This is a genomic window from Bacteroides sp. AF39-11AC, assembly GCF_003474285.1.
Taxonomy (GTDB): domain Bacteria; phylum Bacteroidota; class Bacteroidia; order Bacteroidales; family Bacteroidaceae; genus Bacteroides.
The window spans coordinates 379,203-396,770 of record NZ_QROH01000007.1 but is presented as its reverse complement, the minus strand read 5'-3'; the positions used below and the strand labels follow the sequence as shown (position 1 = coordinate 396,770).

Annotated in this window: 14 protein-coding genes and 1 pseudogene; 8 read left to right on the top strand and 7 right to left on the bottom strand. The window is 47.4% G+C overall.

The genetic code is table 11. The features are described from left to right. Positions 1 to 16 precede the first annotated feature (16 nt). Together DW036_RS17280 and DW036_RS17275 are read left to right on the top strand one after the other, a co-directional pair. Positions 17 to 2,365, top strand: coding sequence for a BamA/TamA family outer membrane protein (locus DW036_RS17280; protein WP_118465480.1), 2,349 nt, complete (start codon positions 17 to 19; stop codon positions 2,363 to 2,365). 125 nt (positions 2,366 to 2,490) lie between these two features. After that, positions 2,491 to 3,402, top strand: a complete 912-nt coding sequence (locus DW036_RS17275) for a nucleotidyltransferase (RefSeq protein WP_118465479.1) — start codon at positions 2,491 to 2,493, stop codon at positions 3,400 to 3,402. A 171-nt stretch (positions 3,403 to 3,573) separates the two neighbouring features. Here DW036_RS17275 and DW036_RS17270 read toward each other — a convergent pair whose 3' ends face one another. The 3 genes from DW036_RS17270 to DW036_RS26050 form a co-directional block, all read right to left on the bottom strand. Continuing rightward, entirely contained in the window at positions 3,574 to 3,798 is a 225-nt protein-coding gene (locus DW036_RS17270; protein WP_255421317.1) for a PqqD family protein, read from the bottom strand. 43 nt (positions 3,799 to 3,841) lie between these two features. After that, entirely contained in the window at positions 3,842 to 4,315 is a 474-nt protein-coding gene (locus tag DW036_RS17265; RefSeq protein ID WP_118465477.1) for a S24/S26 family peptidase, read from the bottom strand. Positions 4,316 to 4,517: 202 nt separating this feature from the next. After that, positions 4,518 to 4,733: a hypothetical protein gene (locus tag DW036_RS26050; protein ID WP_233560483.1), complete on the bottom strand. Its 216-nt coding sequence runs from the start codon at positions 4,731 to 4,733 to the stop codon at positions 4,518 to 4,520. Positions 4,734 to 4,989: 256 nt separating this feature from the next. On the opposite strand from DW036_RS26050, the gene DW036_RS17255 reads away from it, so the two are divergent. Beyond that, positions 4,990 to 7,347 carry a family 43 glycosylhydrolase gene (locus DW036_RS17255; protein WP_118465476.1) on the top strand — a complete coding sequence of 786 codons (2,358 nt, stop codon included), beginning with the start codon at positions 4,990 to 4,992 and terminating at the stop codon, positions 7,345 to 7,347. Between the two features lie 22 nt (positions 7,348 to 7,369). Here the strand turns inward: DW036_RS17255 and DW036_RS17250 are convergent, their stop codons facing one another. The 3 genes from DW036_RS17250 to DW036_RS17240 form a co-directional block, all read right to left on the bottom strand. Further along, positions 7,370 to 7,762 (bottom strand): type II toxin-antitoxin system VapC family toxin, encoded by a 393-nt coding sequence (locus DW036_RS17250; RefSeq protein ID WP_316242759.1) that lies wholly within the window; start codon positions 7,760 to 7,762, stop codon positions 7,370 to 7,372. A gap of 8 nt (positions 7,763 to 7,770) precedes the next feature. Then, complete coding sequence (locus DW036_RS17245) at positions 7,771 to 8,028, bottom strand: hypothetical protein (protein ID WP_118465474.1); 258 nt, start codon at positions 8,026 to 8,028, stop codon at positions 7,771 to 7,773. Positions 8,029 to 8,137: 109 nt separating this feature from the next. Further along, complete coding sequence (locus DW036_RS17240) at positions 8,138 to 9,616, bottom strand: DUF3943 domain-containing protein (RefSeq protein WP_118465473.1); 1,479 nt, start codon at positions 9,614 to 9,616, stop codon at positions 8,138 to 8,140. Between the two features lie 256 nt (positions 9,617 to 9,872). Between DW036_RS17240 and DW036_RS17235 the strand changes: the two are divergent. Next, positions 9,873 to 10,456 (top strand): annotated as a pseudogene (locus DW036_RS17235) (zeta toxin family protein). After that, positions 10,443 to 10,631 carry a hypothetical protein gene (locus DW036_RS17230; RefSeq protein WP_007667596.1) on the top strand — a complete coding sequence of 63 codons (189 nt, stop codon included), beginning with the start codon at positions 10,443 to 10,445 and terminating at the stop codon, positions 10,629 to 10,631. Before DW036_RS17235 ends, DW036_RS17230 begins: the two are co-directional and overlap by 14 nt. A gap of 53 nt (positions 10,632 to 10,684) precedes the next feature. Here the strand turns inward: DW036_RS17230 and DW036_RS17225 are convergent, their stop codons facing one another. After that, positions 10,685 to 11,530, bottom strand: coding sequence for an AraC family transcriptional regulator (locus DW036_RS17225; protein WP_118465472.1), 846 nt, complete (start codon positions 11,528 to 11,530; stop codon positions 10,685 to 10,687). A gap of 223 nt (positions 11,531 to 11,753) precedes the next feature. On the opposite strand from DW036_RS17225, the gene DW036_RS17215 reads away from it, so the two are divergent. The 3 genes from DW036_RS17215 (at position 11,754) to DW036_RS17205 (ending at position 17,375) form a co-directional block, all read left to right on the top strand. Next, a complete protein-coding gene (locus DW036_RS17215) occupies positions 11,754 to 13,247 on the top strand; it encodes a cell wall metabolism sensor histidine kinase WalK (protein ID WP_118465470.1) in 1,494 nt (497 codons plus the stop codon). A 104-nt stretch (positions 13,248 to 13,351) separates the two neighbouring features. Continuing rightward, the gene (locus DW036_RS17210; protein WP_118465469.1) at positions 13,352 to 15,313 is read left to right on the top strand and encodes an ABC-F family ATP-binding cassette domain-containing protein; all 1,962 of its coding nucleotides are present in this window, start codon (positions 13,352 to 13,354) and stop codon (positions 15,311 to 15,313) included. A 25-nt stretch (positions 15,314 to 15,338) separates the two neighbouring features. Continuing rightward, positions 15,339 to 17,375: a M13 family metallopeptidase gene (locus DW036_RS17205; RefSeq protein WP_118465524.1), complete on the top strand. Its 2,037-nt coding sequence runs from the start codon at positions 15,339 to 15,341 to the stop codon at positions 17,373 to 17,375. The last annotated feature ends 193 nt before the right edge of the window (positions 17,376 to 17,568 follow it).

The following is a 17,568-nucleotide window of genomic DNA, read 5'->3' as shown; positions in this document are numbered from 1 at the left end:
ATATAGAAGAATCAAAATGAAGAAACTCGTATACATCCTCCTTGCAACCCTGCTTCTGGCAGCCTGCTCCACTACTAAGCACCTGCCCGAAGGCGAAGTGCTCTACACCGGTCAGAAGCCGATGATTGTAGAGAACCGCTCCGATACCAAGGTAGGCGTGACCGCTATGGAAGAAGTGGAAGCCGCGCTTGCTAAAGCTCCTAATAACTCCCTGCTCGGTAGTTCCGAATATCGCATCCCTTTCCCTTTCGGGCTGTGGGTGTACAATGGCTTTGTGAAGTATAAGAAAGGCTTTGGCAAATGGATATTCAATCGCTTTGCCGCCACTCCCGTGCTCATATCCTCCGTTAATCCGGACATCCGACAGAAAGTAGCGACAAATATCCTGCATGATTACGGGTACTTCAATGGCACGGTAAGCTATCAAACGTTCGTTAATCCCAAGGACAGCCTGAAAGCGAAGTTGCAATACACGGTAGATATGCGCAACCCGTACTTCATTGATACCGTTTATTATCGGGGTTTCAATAGTACGACGATGCAGATTATCAACCTCGGCCGCCGTCGCTCCCTGATCAGCCCGGGTGAACAGTTCAATGTTACCGATCTTGATGGTGAGCGTACCCGCATCAGCGGTTTGTTGCGTAATATGGGGTATTACTATTTCCGTCCCGATTATCTGACTTACCAGGCCGATACAACCCTCGTTCCCGGTGGACACGTCAGCCTGCGTATGATTCCTGTTCCCGGTATGCCGAAGGACGCCGAACGCCCCTTCTTTGTAGGTAAAACTAATTTCTACCTCCACGGTCCGCAAGGGCAAACGCCGAATGACAGCCTCTATTACAAGACTTTCTGGATACACTATTACGATAAACTGAAGATACGTCCAAATATGCTCCACCGCTGGCTGAACTACCAAGGCTACCAACGGAAGCGCCAGGAACTGGACAAGGGAGGTATGCGCCGTCGTCCGGAAAAGTTGTATAGCCAGTATCGGCAAACCCGTATTCAAGAGCGTCTGGCAAGTGTAGGTATTTTCCGTTATCTGGAGATGCAATACACGCCCCGCGATACGGCACTCGTTTCCGATACGCTGGATGTGAATATCCGTGCCATGCTGGATAAACCCTATGATGCTGAGCTGGACTTTAATGTCACCATGAAGAGCAATAACCAGACCGGTCCTGGTGCCGCCTTCACCGTAACGAAGAACAACGTTTTCGGTGGTGGTGAAACCTGGAATGTGAAAGTGAACGGCTCTTATGAATGGCAGACGGGTAAGAACAGCAGCTCGCTGATGAATAGCTACGAGTTGGGATTATCTTCTGCACTTACCTTCCCGCGCATCGTCTTCCCTCGGATGGGTACCAAGGAATATGACTTCCCGGCTTCCACTACCTTCCGCGTCTATATAGATCAGATGAACCGTGCCAAGTACTACAAACTGCTTGCTTTCGGTGGAAACGTCACGTATGACTTTCAGCCTGTGCCTACCCGGAAACATAGTATTACGCCCTTCCAACTGACATTTAATGTGCTGCGCAATCCGACTGCGGCTTTTGAGGAAATACAGGCTCAGAACCCGGCTCTTTACATCAGCCTCCGTAATCAGTTTATTCCGAAGATGGAATATACCTACACTTATGATAACGCTTCTCTTCGCAATGTACGTAATCCCATCTGGTGGCAGACTACACTCGGCTCTGCCGGTAACCTGACCTCGCTGATTTACAAGGCATTCGGACAACCGTTCAGCAAGGAAGACAAGAAATTGCTGGGAGTGCCTTTCGCACAATTCCTGAAGCTGAATTCGGAGTTCCGCTATCACTACAGGATAGACAAGAACCAGATGATTGCTTCCCGTATTGCAGGAGGAGTAATCTGGTCCTACGGAAATGCAACGACTGCGCCTTATACCGAACAGTTCTATATTGGTGGCGCCAACAGCATCCGTGCCTATTCTGCCCGCAGCATCGGCCCCGGTGGTTATCCACCCGATAAAGAGAAAAAGTATTCCTATATCAACCACGTGGGCGATATCCGTATGGAAGCAAACGTGGAATACCGCTTCCGTATCCTCGGCGACCTGCACGGAGCTATCTTCCTCGATGCAGGTAATGTCTGGCTGATGCGTAAGGATAAAGATCGTCCCGATGGACAGTTGACGTTGAAGAATTTCCCGAAACAGGTTGCTTTGGGTACAGGTGCCGGTCTGCGTTATGACTTGGACTTCCTTGTATTCCGTTTCGACTGGGGAGTGGCACTGCATGATCCGTATGATACAGGTAAGAAAGGATATTATAATATTCCGAAGTTTAAAGATGGCATGGCATGGCATTTTGCTATCGGTTATCCGTTCTAACGGTGGGTTTTGTACGATAGAGCTAAAATATGAACCAATTGTCTACCTTTCTTGACTTTATTTTTTGTAATTTTGCCCCGTAATCAAAACAAGGATACACTAACCTTTTTAAATAATAACTAAGTATGAAACCAACTTTATTCTTATTGGCAGCCGGAATGGGCAGCCGTTACGGTGGCTTGAAGCAATTGGACGGACTGGGTCCGAATGGCGAAACTATTATGGACTATTCAATTTATGACGCCATTAACGCCGGATTTGGTAAGCTCGTTTTCGTAATCCGTAAGGATTTTGAGAAAGACTTCCGTGATAAAATTATTTCCAAATACGAAGGTCATATCCCGTGCGAATTGGTGTTCCAGTCTATCGACGATTTGCCCGAAGGCTTCACTTGCCCCGAAGGTCGTACGAAACCCTGGGGAACCAACCACGCCGTAATGATGGGTGCTGATGTAATTCAGGAACCGTTTGCCGTTATCAACTGCGACGACTTCTATGGTCGCGATTCTTTCCAGGTAATGGGTAAATTCCTTTCTGCACTGCCCGAAGGTTCAAAGAATGTATATTCAATGGTAGGTTTCCGTATTGGCAATACGTTGAGTGATAGCGGTACTGTATCTCGCGGTCTTTGCGGTACGGATGCCAACAACTTGCTGACTTCTGTTGTAGAACGCACTAAGATTCAGCGTATGGATGGCGAAGTGAAATACATTGACGATAATGGCGAATGGACGGCTACTCCCGAAACTACTCCGGTAAGCATGAACTTCTGGGGCTTTACTCCCGATTACTTCGCATACAGCTTCGATTTCTTCAAGAGCTTCCTGAGCGATCCGAAGAATATGGAGAACCTGAAGAGTGAATTCTTCATCCCGTTGATGGTAGATAAATTGATTCAGGACGGTGTCGCTACATGCGAAGTCCTCGATACTACAAGCAAATGGTTTGGCGTAACATATCCTGAAGATCGCCAAAGCGTTGTAGATAAAATCCAGGCTTTAGTGGATGCGGGTGAATATCCTGCCAAACTGTTTTAAGTCTGGAGAACTTTGCGAAAGCAAATTTAAAATTAGAAATAGAAGGGAGTTATCATCACGATAATTCCCTTTTTTAATTTCACGGCAATACATCTTTCTACCCGAAGATAGAGATCTGACAAGTAAAGCATATAGCCTTATCACCTGTTTGATGCTTTGATATGATCCGGTTCATTGAGATTGGCATCTATTCCATCTGGTAGAGAGAGAACTAAGTTGGCACGGGTTTGAGGGGAAACTTCGAGAGTTGAAGACTGGGAATTGTTCTGCATCCCGCTTTGCGGTTTCAGAGCCTACTTCATCATTTTCCATAAGGAAGTCGGTAAGGGTATCGGCATTGAAATCCGTTCCTTCCACATGTTTCCAAAGAGGGGCTGCTGTAGAGTTTAGACTAATGATATTGTTAAAATCTACATTTCTTGATTTTCATTATTCGTACTTATTGGGTTGTTACTCTTCTGATTCTTCTGAATATCGCCAGTAGCCATCGCCTTACAGGGGTCAGTTTCAGCCACCAGAAAGAATAGCGCTGCCAGACACGGCCATTGCATGGATATTCTTTTTCTTTACGGATGGCAGCAATCATTATTCCCATGACATCGTCTATGTTCGTTTGTTCGGTTATCCGTATATTACCGTCGCCCTGCAGTGTTAGCTCTTTGCCGTTGCGGCGGGTGATGCGGTGGAAAATGATACGTCCGTTCGTATCTCTGGCGAGTACGACCGTATTCAGTTGCAGATCGTTATCGGTAAAAGGACCTAAAACAATGCGGTCGCGACGGTCCACAAGGAATGGGTTCATACTATTTCCTCTGACTGTCAGGGTTACGGTATGTCCTTCGCTGATGAGGCGTGCTATTTCGGGCAACAGTACCTCGTTGGGGATGATTCTTTTTCGTCCGTTATCTATCATAATATTGGTTTAGCTACGAGCTACAAGTTACGAGTGCCTTTCGGTTCATAGCGCAGCCACTCATAGCTTGTTACTTAATTGTATTAAAACAAATCTCCGTTGCCTCCCTTGCCCGGCAAGCGTTTCAGAAAATACACCGGAGTATGGGTAGCAAGATATTTCACTGTCTCAATGACACCATTATTCAATTCCCTCGCTTCCTTCAGATTAGACACGACGGCAATAACGATACGAATGTCCGTGCTGGACTCTCCCGTTGAATCTCATTCATCGGAGCCTGTTCCAGTCGTACAAATGCCCCTACAGGAACAGAGTCATTCTTGTAGCAAGGCGTCTTTCCGCTCCAAAGCGAACCGTAGACTGTGGCTTCCTCTGTTTCCCGGTTGAAGTGTGCGATGGGATTATCGTCGTTCAGCAATTCACAGCCAGGGATATGCTTCAGTCACAACCCGCTAGATAAGGTCCTACTTGATAAACCTGCGCGTTACGCTTTCCTTTCATAATCTATAATATTTGATGTACCGGTGTAAAGGTAGAGGAATTCTTCTGATTGGACAACTGAATTTTACACAATATTACAGGTATCGGTTCATTTCTCCAGTCTTTTCCATTTCGGTATGTTCCGGGGATGCTATATCTTTGTAGGCAATGAAATCATTAATCTTGAATAAACCATGAAAACTGTACTTATCTGGTTGGCTTTGTGTTTCGGCACCCTGATGACCACCTGTGCCAATGGAACGGCTTACCTTTTTTCTTATTTCATCAACGACAGCAGAGACGGACTGCATCTGGCTTATAGTTACGATGGTCTGAACTGGATTGCTCTGAACGGTGGCAAATCTTACCTGACCCCTGACGTGGGGAAAGATAAACTGATGCGTGATCCGAGTATCTGCCAGGCACCCGATGGCACCTTTCACATGGTCTGGACTTCCAGTTGGACCGACCGGATTATCGGCTATGCCTCTTCCCGCGACCTGGTTCATTGGAGCGAGCAGCGAGCCATTCCCGTCATGATGCACGAACCGACTGCCCACAATTGTTGGGCGCCCGAACTTTTCTACGATGAACCATCGCAGACGTATTATATCTTCTGGGCAACCACCATTCCAGGCCGTCATAAAGAAGTGGCAACCAGTGAGAGTGAGAAAGGGTTGAACCATCGCATGTACTACGTAACCACGAAAGATTTCCAGACCTTCTCGAAGACCAAGATGTTTTTCAATCCCGATTTCAGTGTCATTGATGCTGCCATCGTGAAAGATCCGAAGAGCGAAGAACTGATTATGGTGGTGAAGAATGAAAACTCCAATCCGCCGGAAAAGAATCTCCGCATTACCCGTACCAGAAATCTGGCGAAAGGATTCCCTACTAAAGTTTCCCCTTCTATCACCGGAAACTACTGGGCGGAAGGACCTGCCCCCTTGTTTGTGGGTGATACGCTCTATGTTTATTTCGATAAATACCGCGACCACCGTTACGGTGCAGTCCGTTCATTGGATCATGGCGAAACTTGGGAAGATGTGTCCGATCTGGTTTCATTCCCTCGTGGCATCCGTCACGGGACGGCTTTTGCTGTGGATGCCTCCGTTGTGGAAACTTTGATAGCAAACCGTAATTATAATCCTCTGATTCCCGATAATCTGGCTGACCCTTCGCTTTCTAAGTTTGGCGATACCTACTACCTCTATGCTACCACTGACCTGGACTATGGCCTCGGTCGTGCCGGAACGCCGGTAGTGTGGAAGTCGAAAGATTTTGTGAACTGGAGCTTCGAAGGCTCGCACATTCAGGGTTTCGACTGGGCGAAAGGTTATGATTGGGTGAATGATAAAGGGGAGAAGAAAACTGGTTATTTCCGTTATTGGGCTCCCGGAAAGGTGATTGAGCAGAATGGTACTTACTATCTCTATGTTACCTTTGTGAAACCGGATGAAAAGATGGGTACGTATGTCATGATAGCAGACCGTCCGGACGGTCCTTTCCGTTTTGCTGAAGGTAACGGGCTTTGTGCTCCGGGAACGGAAGGTGCGGATAGTCCGTTTATCGTAAATGACATTGACGGGGAACCTTTTATTGATGACGATGGCAACGGTTACCTCTTCTGGCGCCGTCGGCTGGCTGCCCGCCTTTCTGCAGACAGGCTTCATATAGAAGGTGAACCGCTGACTATGCAGACTGCCCGTCAGGGATATTCCGAAGGCCCGTTGATATTTAAACGGAAAGGTATCTATTATTATGTATATACGTTGAGTGGAAATCAGAACTATGTCAATGCTTATATGATGAGTCGTGAATCTCCGCTTAGTGGTTTCGTCAAGCCGGAAGGTAATGATATCTTCCTCTTCTCCGCTCCCGAAAACCAGGTTTGGGGTCCCGGTCACGGAAATATCTTCTATGACGAAAAGACGGATGAATACATCTTCCTCTATTTGGAATATGGCGACGGTGGAACTACCCGCCAGGTATATGCCAACCGGATGGAATTTAATGAAGACGGAACCATCAAGACCTTAGTACCCGATATGCGTGGCGTAGGCTATCTGTCCGCCCCTCAGGAGACACGCCGGAATCTGGCGTTGCAGGCTGACTTCCGGGCTTCCAGTGAGAAAGATCCCCGTACGGCGGTGGTAGACATCGAGACACAACCGAATGATCCTTTGCCTGAGAAAGTCTCGGTGAAGAAATATACCCGTACACATACTTATCAGGTTGCCCATGTAGGCGATGAATCGAACGGAACCTGCTGGATGGCTGCCGTTACGGATAGCAGTCCGTACATTACGGTGGATTTGAAAGAGATACGTAACGTTGGCGAATGTCAGTTCTATTTCACCAAGCCCACCGAAGGGCATACGTGGCGACTGGAGAAGTCTGCCGATGGTAAGTATTGGCAGGCGTGTGCCGAAGAAAAGAAACTTCAGGTACGATCTCCTCATGTGGCTGTGGGTATCGGTGGGGCACGTTATCTCCGCCTGCATATTCTGCGGGGAGATGCGGGGTTGTGGGAATGGAAAATATATGAATAGGTGATCCGGATTAAGATTTCGGTCAGAACCGTTCAATCCAGTTTTCTATTGTGATAGGGGAAAGGTGGTTGAGATGCTTCACGTTTTCAGTCACCATTACAAAGCCGCCGTGTATGGCGGTCGCCCCTATCAGAATATCAAAATCATCAATTAGTTCTCCTCGTGCACACAGTGCCGCCTTTTGGTCGGCAAAAATGGGCAAGGCATCGTAGATGGGCATTACTTTGAACTGTGAAATAAAGTCTGCTGTTTGCTTCAAGTGTTTCTCTTTATTACCGCTGCGCGAAACTCCATAAAGTAATTCGGCGACAGTAATTTCTGAGATGTAACAGTTCTTCTGTCCCACTTTCTTTATCTTCTCATCCAATTGGTATCTGCCTTTCATGTAGAAAATGCAGATGTTGGTATCAAGCAAGTACTTTTTTATTCGTCAAAGGATACTATTTTGCGAGTGCGGTTGCTCGTTCTTTCCTTGCAGATGTTTTCTTCCATATGGTCTGTTTCGGGATCATCGGCCCATACACCAAAAAGATCTTCCAACTTTCCGTTGCCGGTTCTGTTCTTAGCTTCTTTCTTCAATATGGAGTCGGTGAGCATCTTTATCAGATGTAGTTTGGCTTCATCGCTCAGTGACTTCAGCATATCGAAGTAGCTACTTGCCAGTTTAAGGCTCATATCCATAACTCATCTCCTTTCTTGTTGATTTATAGTGGCAAAGATAAAGTTTGCCTGTGGCTTCTGCAACAAATTACGGGGAAAATATGTTTCCTCCGTCACCTTTCCGAAGTCTCTAATATTTATAAGTCAGCATCAGACGCCCTTCCGAAGTATTGGAAAATACATTGGCGTGATACCTGTATTTGGTATCGCGGGTGTAGTTCATAAATGTGCCGGTGAGGTACAGTTGCTTCCGTAATTTCAGGTCCAGCCGAAGGCCGACTGCATGGAGAATGGCCTTCGAACGGTCGCCCTGAGCATTGAGCGTTTTCGGTTCCACTTCGTCCCAGTTGATGTCTTGGGGATACCCTTTCCAGGTGAACATGTGGTAGACTTCGTAGATGGTGGATATGGCAAGACGGTCCTTGTAGGTGAAGTTCAAGTTGAGTTTGCTACTGTAGCCGCTGGCCAGGTTATAGATGCGCTCGTCCACTTGATAATAGTCGCTGAGGGCACCTCCCAGAAGGATGGCGTTAAGGTAGGCGTAACCGTCTATTCCCCAGTTTCGTTTGAGGTTTCTTTTGTAGATGAGGCCGCCGCCCACGGAAGCGGGTGTACAGAACTTATAGGGTACTTTTGCTGATACTGCCGATATAGTGTCCGAATCGTAGTAGTCGAAGTGCTGGTACAATCCCAGGCTTAGGTAGTGCTTTGAGGTGTTCACCAACTCTTTGGCTACCAGTCGGCCAACGATGTTTATCTGTCCCAGGACCGGTTGATCTTTCTGCCAGTTCAGGTTCGCCTGGATGGAGAAATAGTCGTAGGGTTTGGTATCTTCCGCATCGAAGCGGTCGCCGTATTCGATGTTGATTTCGGAGGCCAGACCCACACCCTTGTCCAGAATCTCGTCTTTCAGTTCCAAGGTACGTATACCCAGAGATACATCCACACTTACATCGGGTACACCGAATTGCTTACCCGAAGTAGAACGCCGTTTCCAGGCATCTCCGTTGATAATACGGGTCAAGCCGCGCATGGGGGACACCAGGAATCCGGCAAACTCCAGTCCGAAGCGTGACCAACCGGTTTTCCGGTCGTCGAGGATGAGGTCGGAAACCCTGTAGGTCACTTCACCCAGGGCCATACCGCCGATGGGGGTGGCAATGATGTCGTTGGTAGAGGGATATTCGTTCTCCATAAACATCTCCCACATGAAGCTGCCGCCGAAGGCGAAGAGGCCGGACTGCCAGAAATTATATCCGTTGGACCGGGCAGAGTTGAAGTACAGACTGCCGTGGTAGGGGTGCATGAACATATTGGTCTGCATGGCGTCATTGTCCCACACGAAGCCATGTTTGATGTTGTCTTTGATGGTACGCCCGTTGATGTAGGCAAAGTCGGCCTTACGGATATAGCGGTCGAAGGTCCAGACGCCCATATTGATACCGAAGACCATGGTGCCCGCCTGAAGCCCCTTTTTGTGGGAGTAATAGTCTATATCGAGCGAGTCGGCAGGTCGGGGAGTGGCTAAACGGTGGCGGATGGCGAGTTGCGGATAAGCCACATTAACGGCTATCAGGAAAGTGAGCAGAGTCAGCAGTAACTTTTTCATGACGCAAACTTAGGGATTTTTATTAAATGCACGTAGTTGTATTTTTCGCAAAAAGTCTCTAGTACTTCTTAATGAACTCGTTTGCTGCATAAAAGGTTCGCTAAAAGGGTACTTTTCTGTATACTTGTTTCTCTGAACCGGGCAGAGAGGGATTGAAAAATAATGGCTTGTGGTGCACGAGTTTGGGGGAGTTTATTTATCTTTGTCGCAACTGCTACGGTGAAAATGTTAGCAACTCTAAATTCTTAATAAGAATATGCTGAAGGAGAAACAGCTTTATATTATCAGTGGTTGTAATGGTGCCGGCAAAACAACGGCATCTTATACTGTTTTGCCCGAGGTGTTGCAATGTAAGGAATTCGTGAACGCTGATGAGATTGCCCGTGGCTTGTCTCCTTTCAATCCTGAGGGCGTGGCAATTGATGCAGGTCGTTTGATGCTGAGGCGTATTGAAGAATTGATGCGGGAAGGGGAGAACTTCTCGATTGAGACAACACTTGCCACCCGTTCTTATGCCCGGCTTGTGAGGCAGGCGCAGAAGAAAGGGTATCAGTCAGCCTCATCTACTTTTGGCTGAATTTGCCGGAACTGGCAATTAATCGCGTACGCCAGCGTGTCAGTGAAGGCGGGCATGATATACCGGAAGAAGTTATACGCCGGCGCTATCAAGCTGGGATAAATAATCTGTTCGGCATCTATATGTCCTGTGTAGACTATTGGCTGTTGGCGGATAATAGTCGGGAGAACCGCGTTATTGTTGCTGAAGGCGGTCCCAGTCTTCCGATACGGATGTATGAAGTAGAACTCTTTAAAACCATAGAAAGTTATGTCAAACGATGAGTGGAAGGAACTAAGCGAGAAGTTGCACTATGGGTTGGCACTGGCCGAGCAACGTATGCTTGAGAAAAAAGCACAGCGGAACGAAACTGTGATAGTGGGTACACCTGATGGTGAAATAAAAGCCATTCCTGCCCGCCGTCTGCTTCGTAAGGCAAAGCAGCGCAAGATGAAATAAATATCTTCATTTGCTGGGAATGCAGAAACAATCGTTCTTCTTCTGCAATCCTGTTATCTTACCGAATTCCGAAACATCTGCGGCGTCACTCCCGTATGTCTCTTAAAGAACTTATTGAAGAAAGCGGCATTATTGAACCCCAGACTCAGCGCAATATCCTTCACCGGCGCATTCTCCGTGCGTAGTTGCGTCTTGGCGTCCATGATGAGCATCTTATTGATAATCTCCATCGCTGTATGTCCCGATTCCTTTTTGACAAGCCTGCAAAGGGCGGATGGCTGCATATTCATCTTCTTGGCATAATACACCACTTGGTGCTCATGGGCATATTCCTCATGTACCATCCGGACAAAAATTTGGTACTGATGGAAATGCCTGCTGCCCGGCGTCTCTTTCAGTTTCGCCTGTTCTGGACAAAGTTCGGATACCCCCTGCAACATCAGACTTAGGAACGACTGCAATACAGCTTCACTCAACTTCTCCCCAACCTCATTATAAAGGTGTGACAGAAAAGCAAACATCTCCATACAAAGTGGAAAAGCCACCTCCGACAGCGAGAAAACATAATGCTTGCCGATAACGTGAAACTTATCCATCATATTCTTGCCCATTCCAGCATTCTGGATCAGTCGTTGCGAGAACATGACAGCATGTATCTTCACATCATCCGACGTTGCTTGCAATTGGATGAAGCACTCAGGCGGAATCGCTATCATCTCATTCGCCCGAATCCGGTATTGGGTATGATTAATAATTGTTTTCAGTGAACCCTTGCTGCAAAGGGCAAAAAGACCACCTTCCGTCTTATAAGATTTCTCCAATAATGGCTCCAGTTCATTGACCGTGATACACTCGTAGGCAATGAAGTCTGCATTTATCTTGAATTTAGTAGCACTCATATCCTGTCTTTTAGGTTTGCAAAATTGAAAGATATTGATATATAATCCATAGAAATAACAGTTAAATTCAACTTTCCATCCTTTCTAGCCCAGTTAAAAGATGTAAAGGTGTGAACGATGGAATATATCTGCACCAAAATGGAATATTGATTTCTTCCCGTTTGCTTGTCACCTATTCGTTTAAGCCCGACCTTTGCCATCAATACGATAAACAATAAGCTTTATGAATCCCGATATATCTCAGGAAATACGGATAGTGAACGCCATTGCTGAACAATTGTTTGATATATGGCCTGTCAGCATTGCCATGATTGATCTTGAAGACTGCATCTGGCGCGTGAACAAACAGACAAGTGATGAACTCCAGTTGGATGCGGACATCGTTGGAAAGCCTGTCGTCGATCTACTGGAAGTAGTGCAGGATAAACAGAATGTACTACCCCGTTATTTACAAGAATTACACGAAGGTTGCCAACGCATTATCCCTCTGTCTTCCAACTGTTTCATACATGAACTGAAGCGCAACATCAGTTTCCTAATACAAGGCGCTTTGATTGGTGTGTACGATGGAGACCGACTGGCACGAATTGTACTCTACTATCGCAATGTGCTGGAAGAAAGAACCCAAAAACACCTGCTGAACATTGCCTTAAGCCGCACGCAGATATTCCAGTGGTCATTCGACATGGAACGTAACCTCATGATTATCGATCCCCGCTACTTTGAATACCTGGGTATTCCCACCCGCGACTATACCCTCACCCCCGAAGAATTTGCCTATCTGATACATCCCGATGACCGCCAATCGGTATTTGAAGCCCTGACCTTGCAACTGGGCGGAAATCTTTACGAATCCCCTGTTGAATATCGCCTCCGTCGTGACGATGGCAGCTGGGAGTGGTTTGAAGCCCAGTCCACCTACGTAGGTCAGTTGAAAGATACTCCTTTTCGGATTGTTGGCATCTGTATGAGTACCCAGAAGTATAAGGATATTGAGACTAAACTGAGCGAAGCCCTGCATAAAGCCCGGCGCAGTGATGAACTGAAAAGCATCTTCCTTGCCAATATGAGCCACGAAATACGCACCCCACTTAATGCCATCGTAGGTTTTTCCTCCCTGTTGGCTTATGGAGAATCAGACCTGACCAAGGACGACATCATCGAATTTACCTCTCTGATTGAAAAGAACAGCCAGTTGCTGATGGTCCTGATCAGCGACATCTTGGACCTCTCCAAGATAGAGTCGAACACCATGGAGTTCAACTTCTGCAACATCTCCCTCCATCAAGTACTGAATGAGATAGGCAGTGCACAAAGCATGAATATGAAGAAAGGTGTGGAACTACTGCTGGATTTCCCCGGACAGGAGGTTGCCATTTATACCGATCCCACCCGTCTGAGTCAGGTTATCAATAATCTGGTGAACAATGCGATTAAGTTTACCTCCGAAGGAAATATCCGTATAGGCTACCGGCCTGCCGCCTCCGATTGTGTAAATATATTTGTGGAAGATACCGGAACAGGCATGTCCAAAGAAGTAATTGAACATATCTTCGACCGTTTTTATAAAGGAGACGCCTTCAAACAAGGCACAGGACTGGGACTTGCTATCTGCCGGACAATCGTCGAACGCTTCAAAGGGAAGATCGAAGTAGCGTCTACACCCGGAAAGGGTACACGCTTTACAATCATCCTGCCACTGAAAGTAGAAGAATAAAGTGCTCTTTTATGCAGAATTGATGCAATAATATAGGCTTACGATGTCATATCCCGCTGGAAATCGTTACCTTTGCAGCCCTGAACGATAAATTCATTGACACTATGATATCAGTAGAAGGACTGAAGGTAGAATTTAATGCAACCCCTCTGTTCGAAGACGTCTCTTACGTAATCAACAAAAAAGACCGCATCGCCCTGGTGGGCAAGAATGGAGCGGGCAAATCCACCATGCTCAAGATATTGGCCGGACTACAGCAGCCCACTTCCGGCGTCGTTGCCATTCCCCGCGAATGTACTATCGGTTACCTGCCGCAGGTGATGATTCTCAGTGATAAGCGTACCGTGATGCAAGAGGCGGAACTGGCTTTCGAACACATCTTCGAAATGCAAGCAGACATCGAACGCATGAACCAGCAACTTGCCGAACGCACCGATTATGACAGCGAAGAATACCATAAACTCATCGATCGTTTCACTCACGAGAACGAACGTTTTCTGATGATGGGCGGCACCAACTTCCGTGCTGAAATAGAACGGACCCTGCAAGGTTTAGGTTTCAGCCGCGAAGACTTCGACCGCTCCACCAGTGAGTTCTCCGGTGGTTGGCGTATGCGTATCGAGCTTGCCAAACTTCTGCTTCGCCGGCCCGATGTGCTGTTGCTCGACGAGCCTACCAACCACCTGGATATTGAGAGTATTCAATGGCTTGAAAACTTCCTTTCCACACGTGCCAATGCCGTGGTATTGGTGAGCCACGACCGTGCATTCCTCAATAACGTCACCACGCGCACCATTGAAATCACTTGCGGACAGATTTACGACTACAAAGTGAAGTATGACGAATTCGTCGTACTGCGTAAGGAACGTCGCGAACAACAACTCCGTGCCTACGAGAATCAGCAGAAGCAGATAGAAGATACCGAAGCCTTTATCGAGCGCTTCCGCTATAAAGCCACGAAAGCCGTGCAGGTGCAGAGCCGCATCAAACAACTGGAAAAGATAGAACGCATCGAGGTAGACGAGGAAGATAACTCTGCATTGCGCCTGAAGTTTGCTTGCAGCAGCCGTAGTGGAAGCTACCCTGTCATCTGTGAGGATGTCCGGAAGGCCTATGGCGACCATGTCATCTTCCACGATGTCAACCTGACTATAAACCGCGGCGAGAAAGTGGCATTCGTAGGTAAGAACGGTGAAGGTAAATCCACTCTGGTAAAGTGTATCATGGGAGAAATCACCGACTATACCGGTAAGCTCACCCTCGGTCATAATGTACAGATCGGCTATTTCGCCCAGAACCAGGCACAACTCCTGGATGAAAGTCTGACAGTATTTGATACCATCGACCGCGTAGCCGTAGGCGATATCCGCCTGAAGATACGTGACATCCTTGGTGCTTTCATGTTCGGTGGCGAAGCTTCCGATAAGAAGGTGAAAGTATTGTCCGGTGGAGAGCGTACCCGCCTCGCAATGATCAAACTCCTGCTGGAACCCGTGAACTTCCTGATACTGGACGAACCGACCAACCACCTCGATATGCGTTCGAAGGATGTACTGAAAGATGCCATTCGCGAATTTGACGGTACAGTCATTTTAGTAAGCCACGACCGTGATTTCCTGGACGGACTTGCGACTAAAGTATATGAGTTCGGTGGTGGAATAGTGAAAGAACACCTCGGTGGCATCTACGACTTTCTGCAAAAGAAGCAGATAGAAAGCCTGAACGAATTGCAGAAAGCACCCGCACTTTCTACCTCACCCTCCGGTGGAAAAGAGAATACGGATACCGCCACTCAGTCTTCCGGTGCCAAGCTTTCCTACGAAGAACAGAAGGAACTGAACAAGAAGCTCAAAAAACTGGAACGTCGCGTTGCCGACTGTGAATCGGAGATAGAGCAGACCGAGTCCGCCATCGCCATCCTCGAAGCCCGGATGGCAACTCCTGAGGGAGCTTCGGATATGGCCCTTTACGAGCAGCATCAGAAACTGAAGCAACAACTCGACTCTGTGATGGAAGAGTGGGATGCCGCCTCTACCGAACTGGAAGCGGTCCGGAAAGAACAATAAAACTTATAACATTATTTTATATCTTATGAAAGTAACTCATTATTTACCTTTAGCAGCAGCTTGCCTTATGATGGCAGGATGTGGCGCGGGCAAGCAGCAGACTGAAATGACAGCCGGTATTCAGCTTGCCAATCTTGACACAACTGCCCTTCCGGGGAGTAGTTTCTATCAGTACGCCTGTGGCGGTTGGATTGAAAACCATCCACTTTCACCTGAGTATTCACAGTACGGTTCTTTTACAGAACTTGCCGAGAATAATCGTAAGCAGATACAAGGTTTGATTGAAGAATTGGCTGCCACTCAGCACGAAGCAGGCAGTGTAGCGCAAAAGGTAGGTGACCTCTACAAGATTGTTATGGACAGCGTGAAGCTGAACAAGGAAGGTGTTGCTCCTATCAAAGCCGACCTGGATCAGATTGCTTCCCTGAAAGATAAAGAAGCTGTTTATGCTTTGCTCGCCGATCTGCGCAAACAGGGCATCGGTGCTTACCTCGGCCTCTATGTGGCTGCCGACGAAATGAACAGTAACGAGAACGCCGTGCAGCTTTATCAAAGCGGCTTGAGCATGGGCGAACGCGATTACTATCTGGCTACTGATCCTTCTACTACCGCTATCCGTGATGCCTTCCGTACTCATGTACAGAAAATGTATCAGTTGGCAGGTTTCGATGAGGCTACTGCCAAGAAAGGTATGGAAGTGGTTATGGACGTGGAAACCCGTCTTGCCAAAGCTTTCCGTTCTCGTACCGAACTGCGTGACCCGCATGCCAACTACAATAAGATGAGCATGGAAGAGGTGAAGAAGAATTATCCTACTTTCAACTGGGACGCTTACCTTTCAGGTCTTGGCCTGACGGATGTGAAGGAAATCATTGTCGGCCAGCCCGCTTCGGTAGCTGAAGCTGCCAACATCCTTAACACTTTACCTGTTGATCAACAAGCCCTTTACCTGCAATGGAAACTGATTGATTCTGCTGCCAGCTTCCTGAATGACGAGATGGCTCAACAGAACTTCGACTTCTACGAACGCACCATGTCCGGAACGCAGGAAATGCAACCCCGCTGGAAGACTGCCGTTTCTGTAGTAAGCTCCGCACTGGGTGAAGCCGTAGGACAGATGTATGTAGAGAAATACTTCCCTGCCGCTGCCAAGGAACGTATGGTATCTTTGGTGAAGAACCTTCAGACCAGTCTGGGCGAACGTATCAACAACCTTGCCTGGATGAGCGATGAAACCAAGCTGAAAGCACAGGAGAAACTGGCTACTTTCCACGTGAAGATCGGTTATCCTGATAAGTGGAAAGACTACTCTACGTTGGAAATCAAAGACGATTCTTACTGGAACAATATCAAGCGTGCTAACTTATGGGGATATGCCGAAATGGTTGCCAAAGCCGGCAAACCGGTAGACAAGGACGAGTGGCTGATGACTCCGCAAACCGTAAACGCTTATTACAATCCTACAACGAACGAAATCTGTTTCCCTGCCGGTATCCTGCAATATCCGTTCTTCGATATGAATGCTGACGATGCCTTTAATTACGGCGCAATCGGCGTTGTAATCGGTCATGAGATGACACACGGCTTCGATGACCAAGGTCGTCAGTACGACAAAGACGGTAATCTGAAAGACTGGTGGACGGAAGAAGATGCCAAGAACTTCGAGAAACGTGCCGATGTAATGGTTGCTTTCTTTGACAGCATCGAAGTTGCACCGGGGGTACATGCCAACGGTCGTATGACGTTGGGTGAGAACATTGCCGACCACGGAGGTTTGCAGGTGTCTTACCAGGCATTCAAGAAGGCTACTGCCGCCGCTCCGCTGGAAATGAAAGACGGTTTCACTCCCGAACAGCGCTTCTTCCTGGCTTATGCCAATGTTTGGGCAAACAATACCCGTCCCGAAGCCATCCTGCAATTGACGAAGATCGACGTGCACTCTTTGGGCAAATGGCGTGTAGACGCTGCTTTGCCGCATATTGCTGCATGGTATGAAGCATTCGGCATTACGGAGAAAGATCCGATGTATGTACCGGTAGAAGAACGCATCTCTATCTGGTAATAGTTTCACCTGATGAAACCGTTTGTTTCATTACTTGAAACAACTTGTTTCATGCCGAGAAACAAACAGTTTCATTGCTTGAAACAAACCGTTTCATGCGGGGAAACAACTTGTTTCATTACCTGAAACTAACAAGCTCCTCAGAGCGGAAGATTATGAACTAAGGCAGTAAATCCTAAACAGGATTGCTGCC

What these genes read in the sequence shown, in the direction of transcription:
- DW036_RS17280 (WP_118465480.1), top strand. Translation starts at nt 17, where the DNA reads ATGAAGAAACTCGTATACATCCTCCTTGCAACCCTGCTTCTGGCAGCC.
- DW036_RS17275 (WP_118465479.1), top strand. Translation starts at nt 2,491, where the DNA reads ATGAAACCAACTTTATTCTTATTGGCAGCCGGAATGGGCAGCCGTTAC.
- DW036_RS17265 (WP_118465477.1), bottom strand. Translation starts at nt 4,315, where the DNA reads ATGATAGATAACGGACGAAAAAGAATCATCCCCAACGAGGTACTGTTG.
- DW036_RS17255 (WP_118465476.1), top strand. Translation starts at nt 4,990, where the DNA reads ATGAAAACTGTACTTATCTGGTTGGCTTTGTGTTTCGGCACCCTGATG.
- DW036_RS17245 (WP_118465474.1), bottom strand. Translation starts at nt 8,028, where the DNA reads ATGGATATGAGCCTTAAACTGGCAAGTAGCTACTTCGATATGCTGAAG.
- DW036_RS17240 (WP_118465473.1), bottom strand. Translation starts at nt 9,616, where the DNA reads ATGAAAAAGTTACTGCTGACTCTGCTCACTTTCCTGATAGCCGTTAAT.
- DW036_RS17230 (WP_007667596.1), top strand. Translation starts at nt 10,443, where the DNA reads ATGTCAAACGATGAGTGGAAGGAACTAAGCGAGAAGTTGCACTATGGG.
- DW036_RS17225 (WP_118465472.1), bottom strand. Translation starts at nt 11,530, where the DNA reads ATGAGTGCTACTAAATTCAAGATAAATGCAGACTTCATTGCCTACGAG.
- DW036_RS17215 (WP_118465470.1), top strand. Translation starts at nt 11,754, where the DNA reads ATGAATCCCGATATATCTCAGGAAATACGGATAGTGAACGCCATTGCT.
- DW036_RS17210 (WP_118465469.1), top strand. Translation starts at nt 13,352, where the DNA reads ATGATATCAGTAGAAGGACTGAAGGTAGAATTTAATGCAACCCCTCTG.
- DW036_RS17205 (WP_118465524.1), top strand. Translation starts at nt 15,339, where the DNA reads ATGAAAGTAACTCATTATTTACCTTTAGCAGCAGCTTGCCTTATGATG.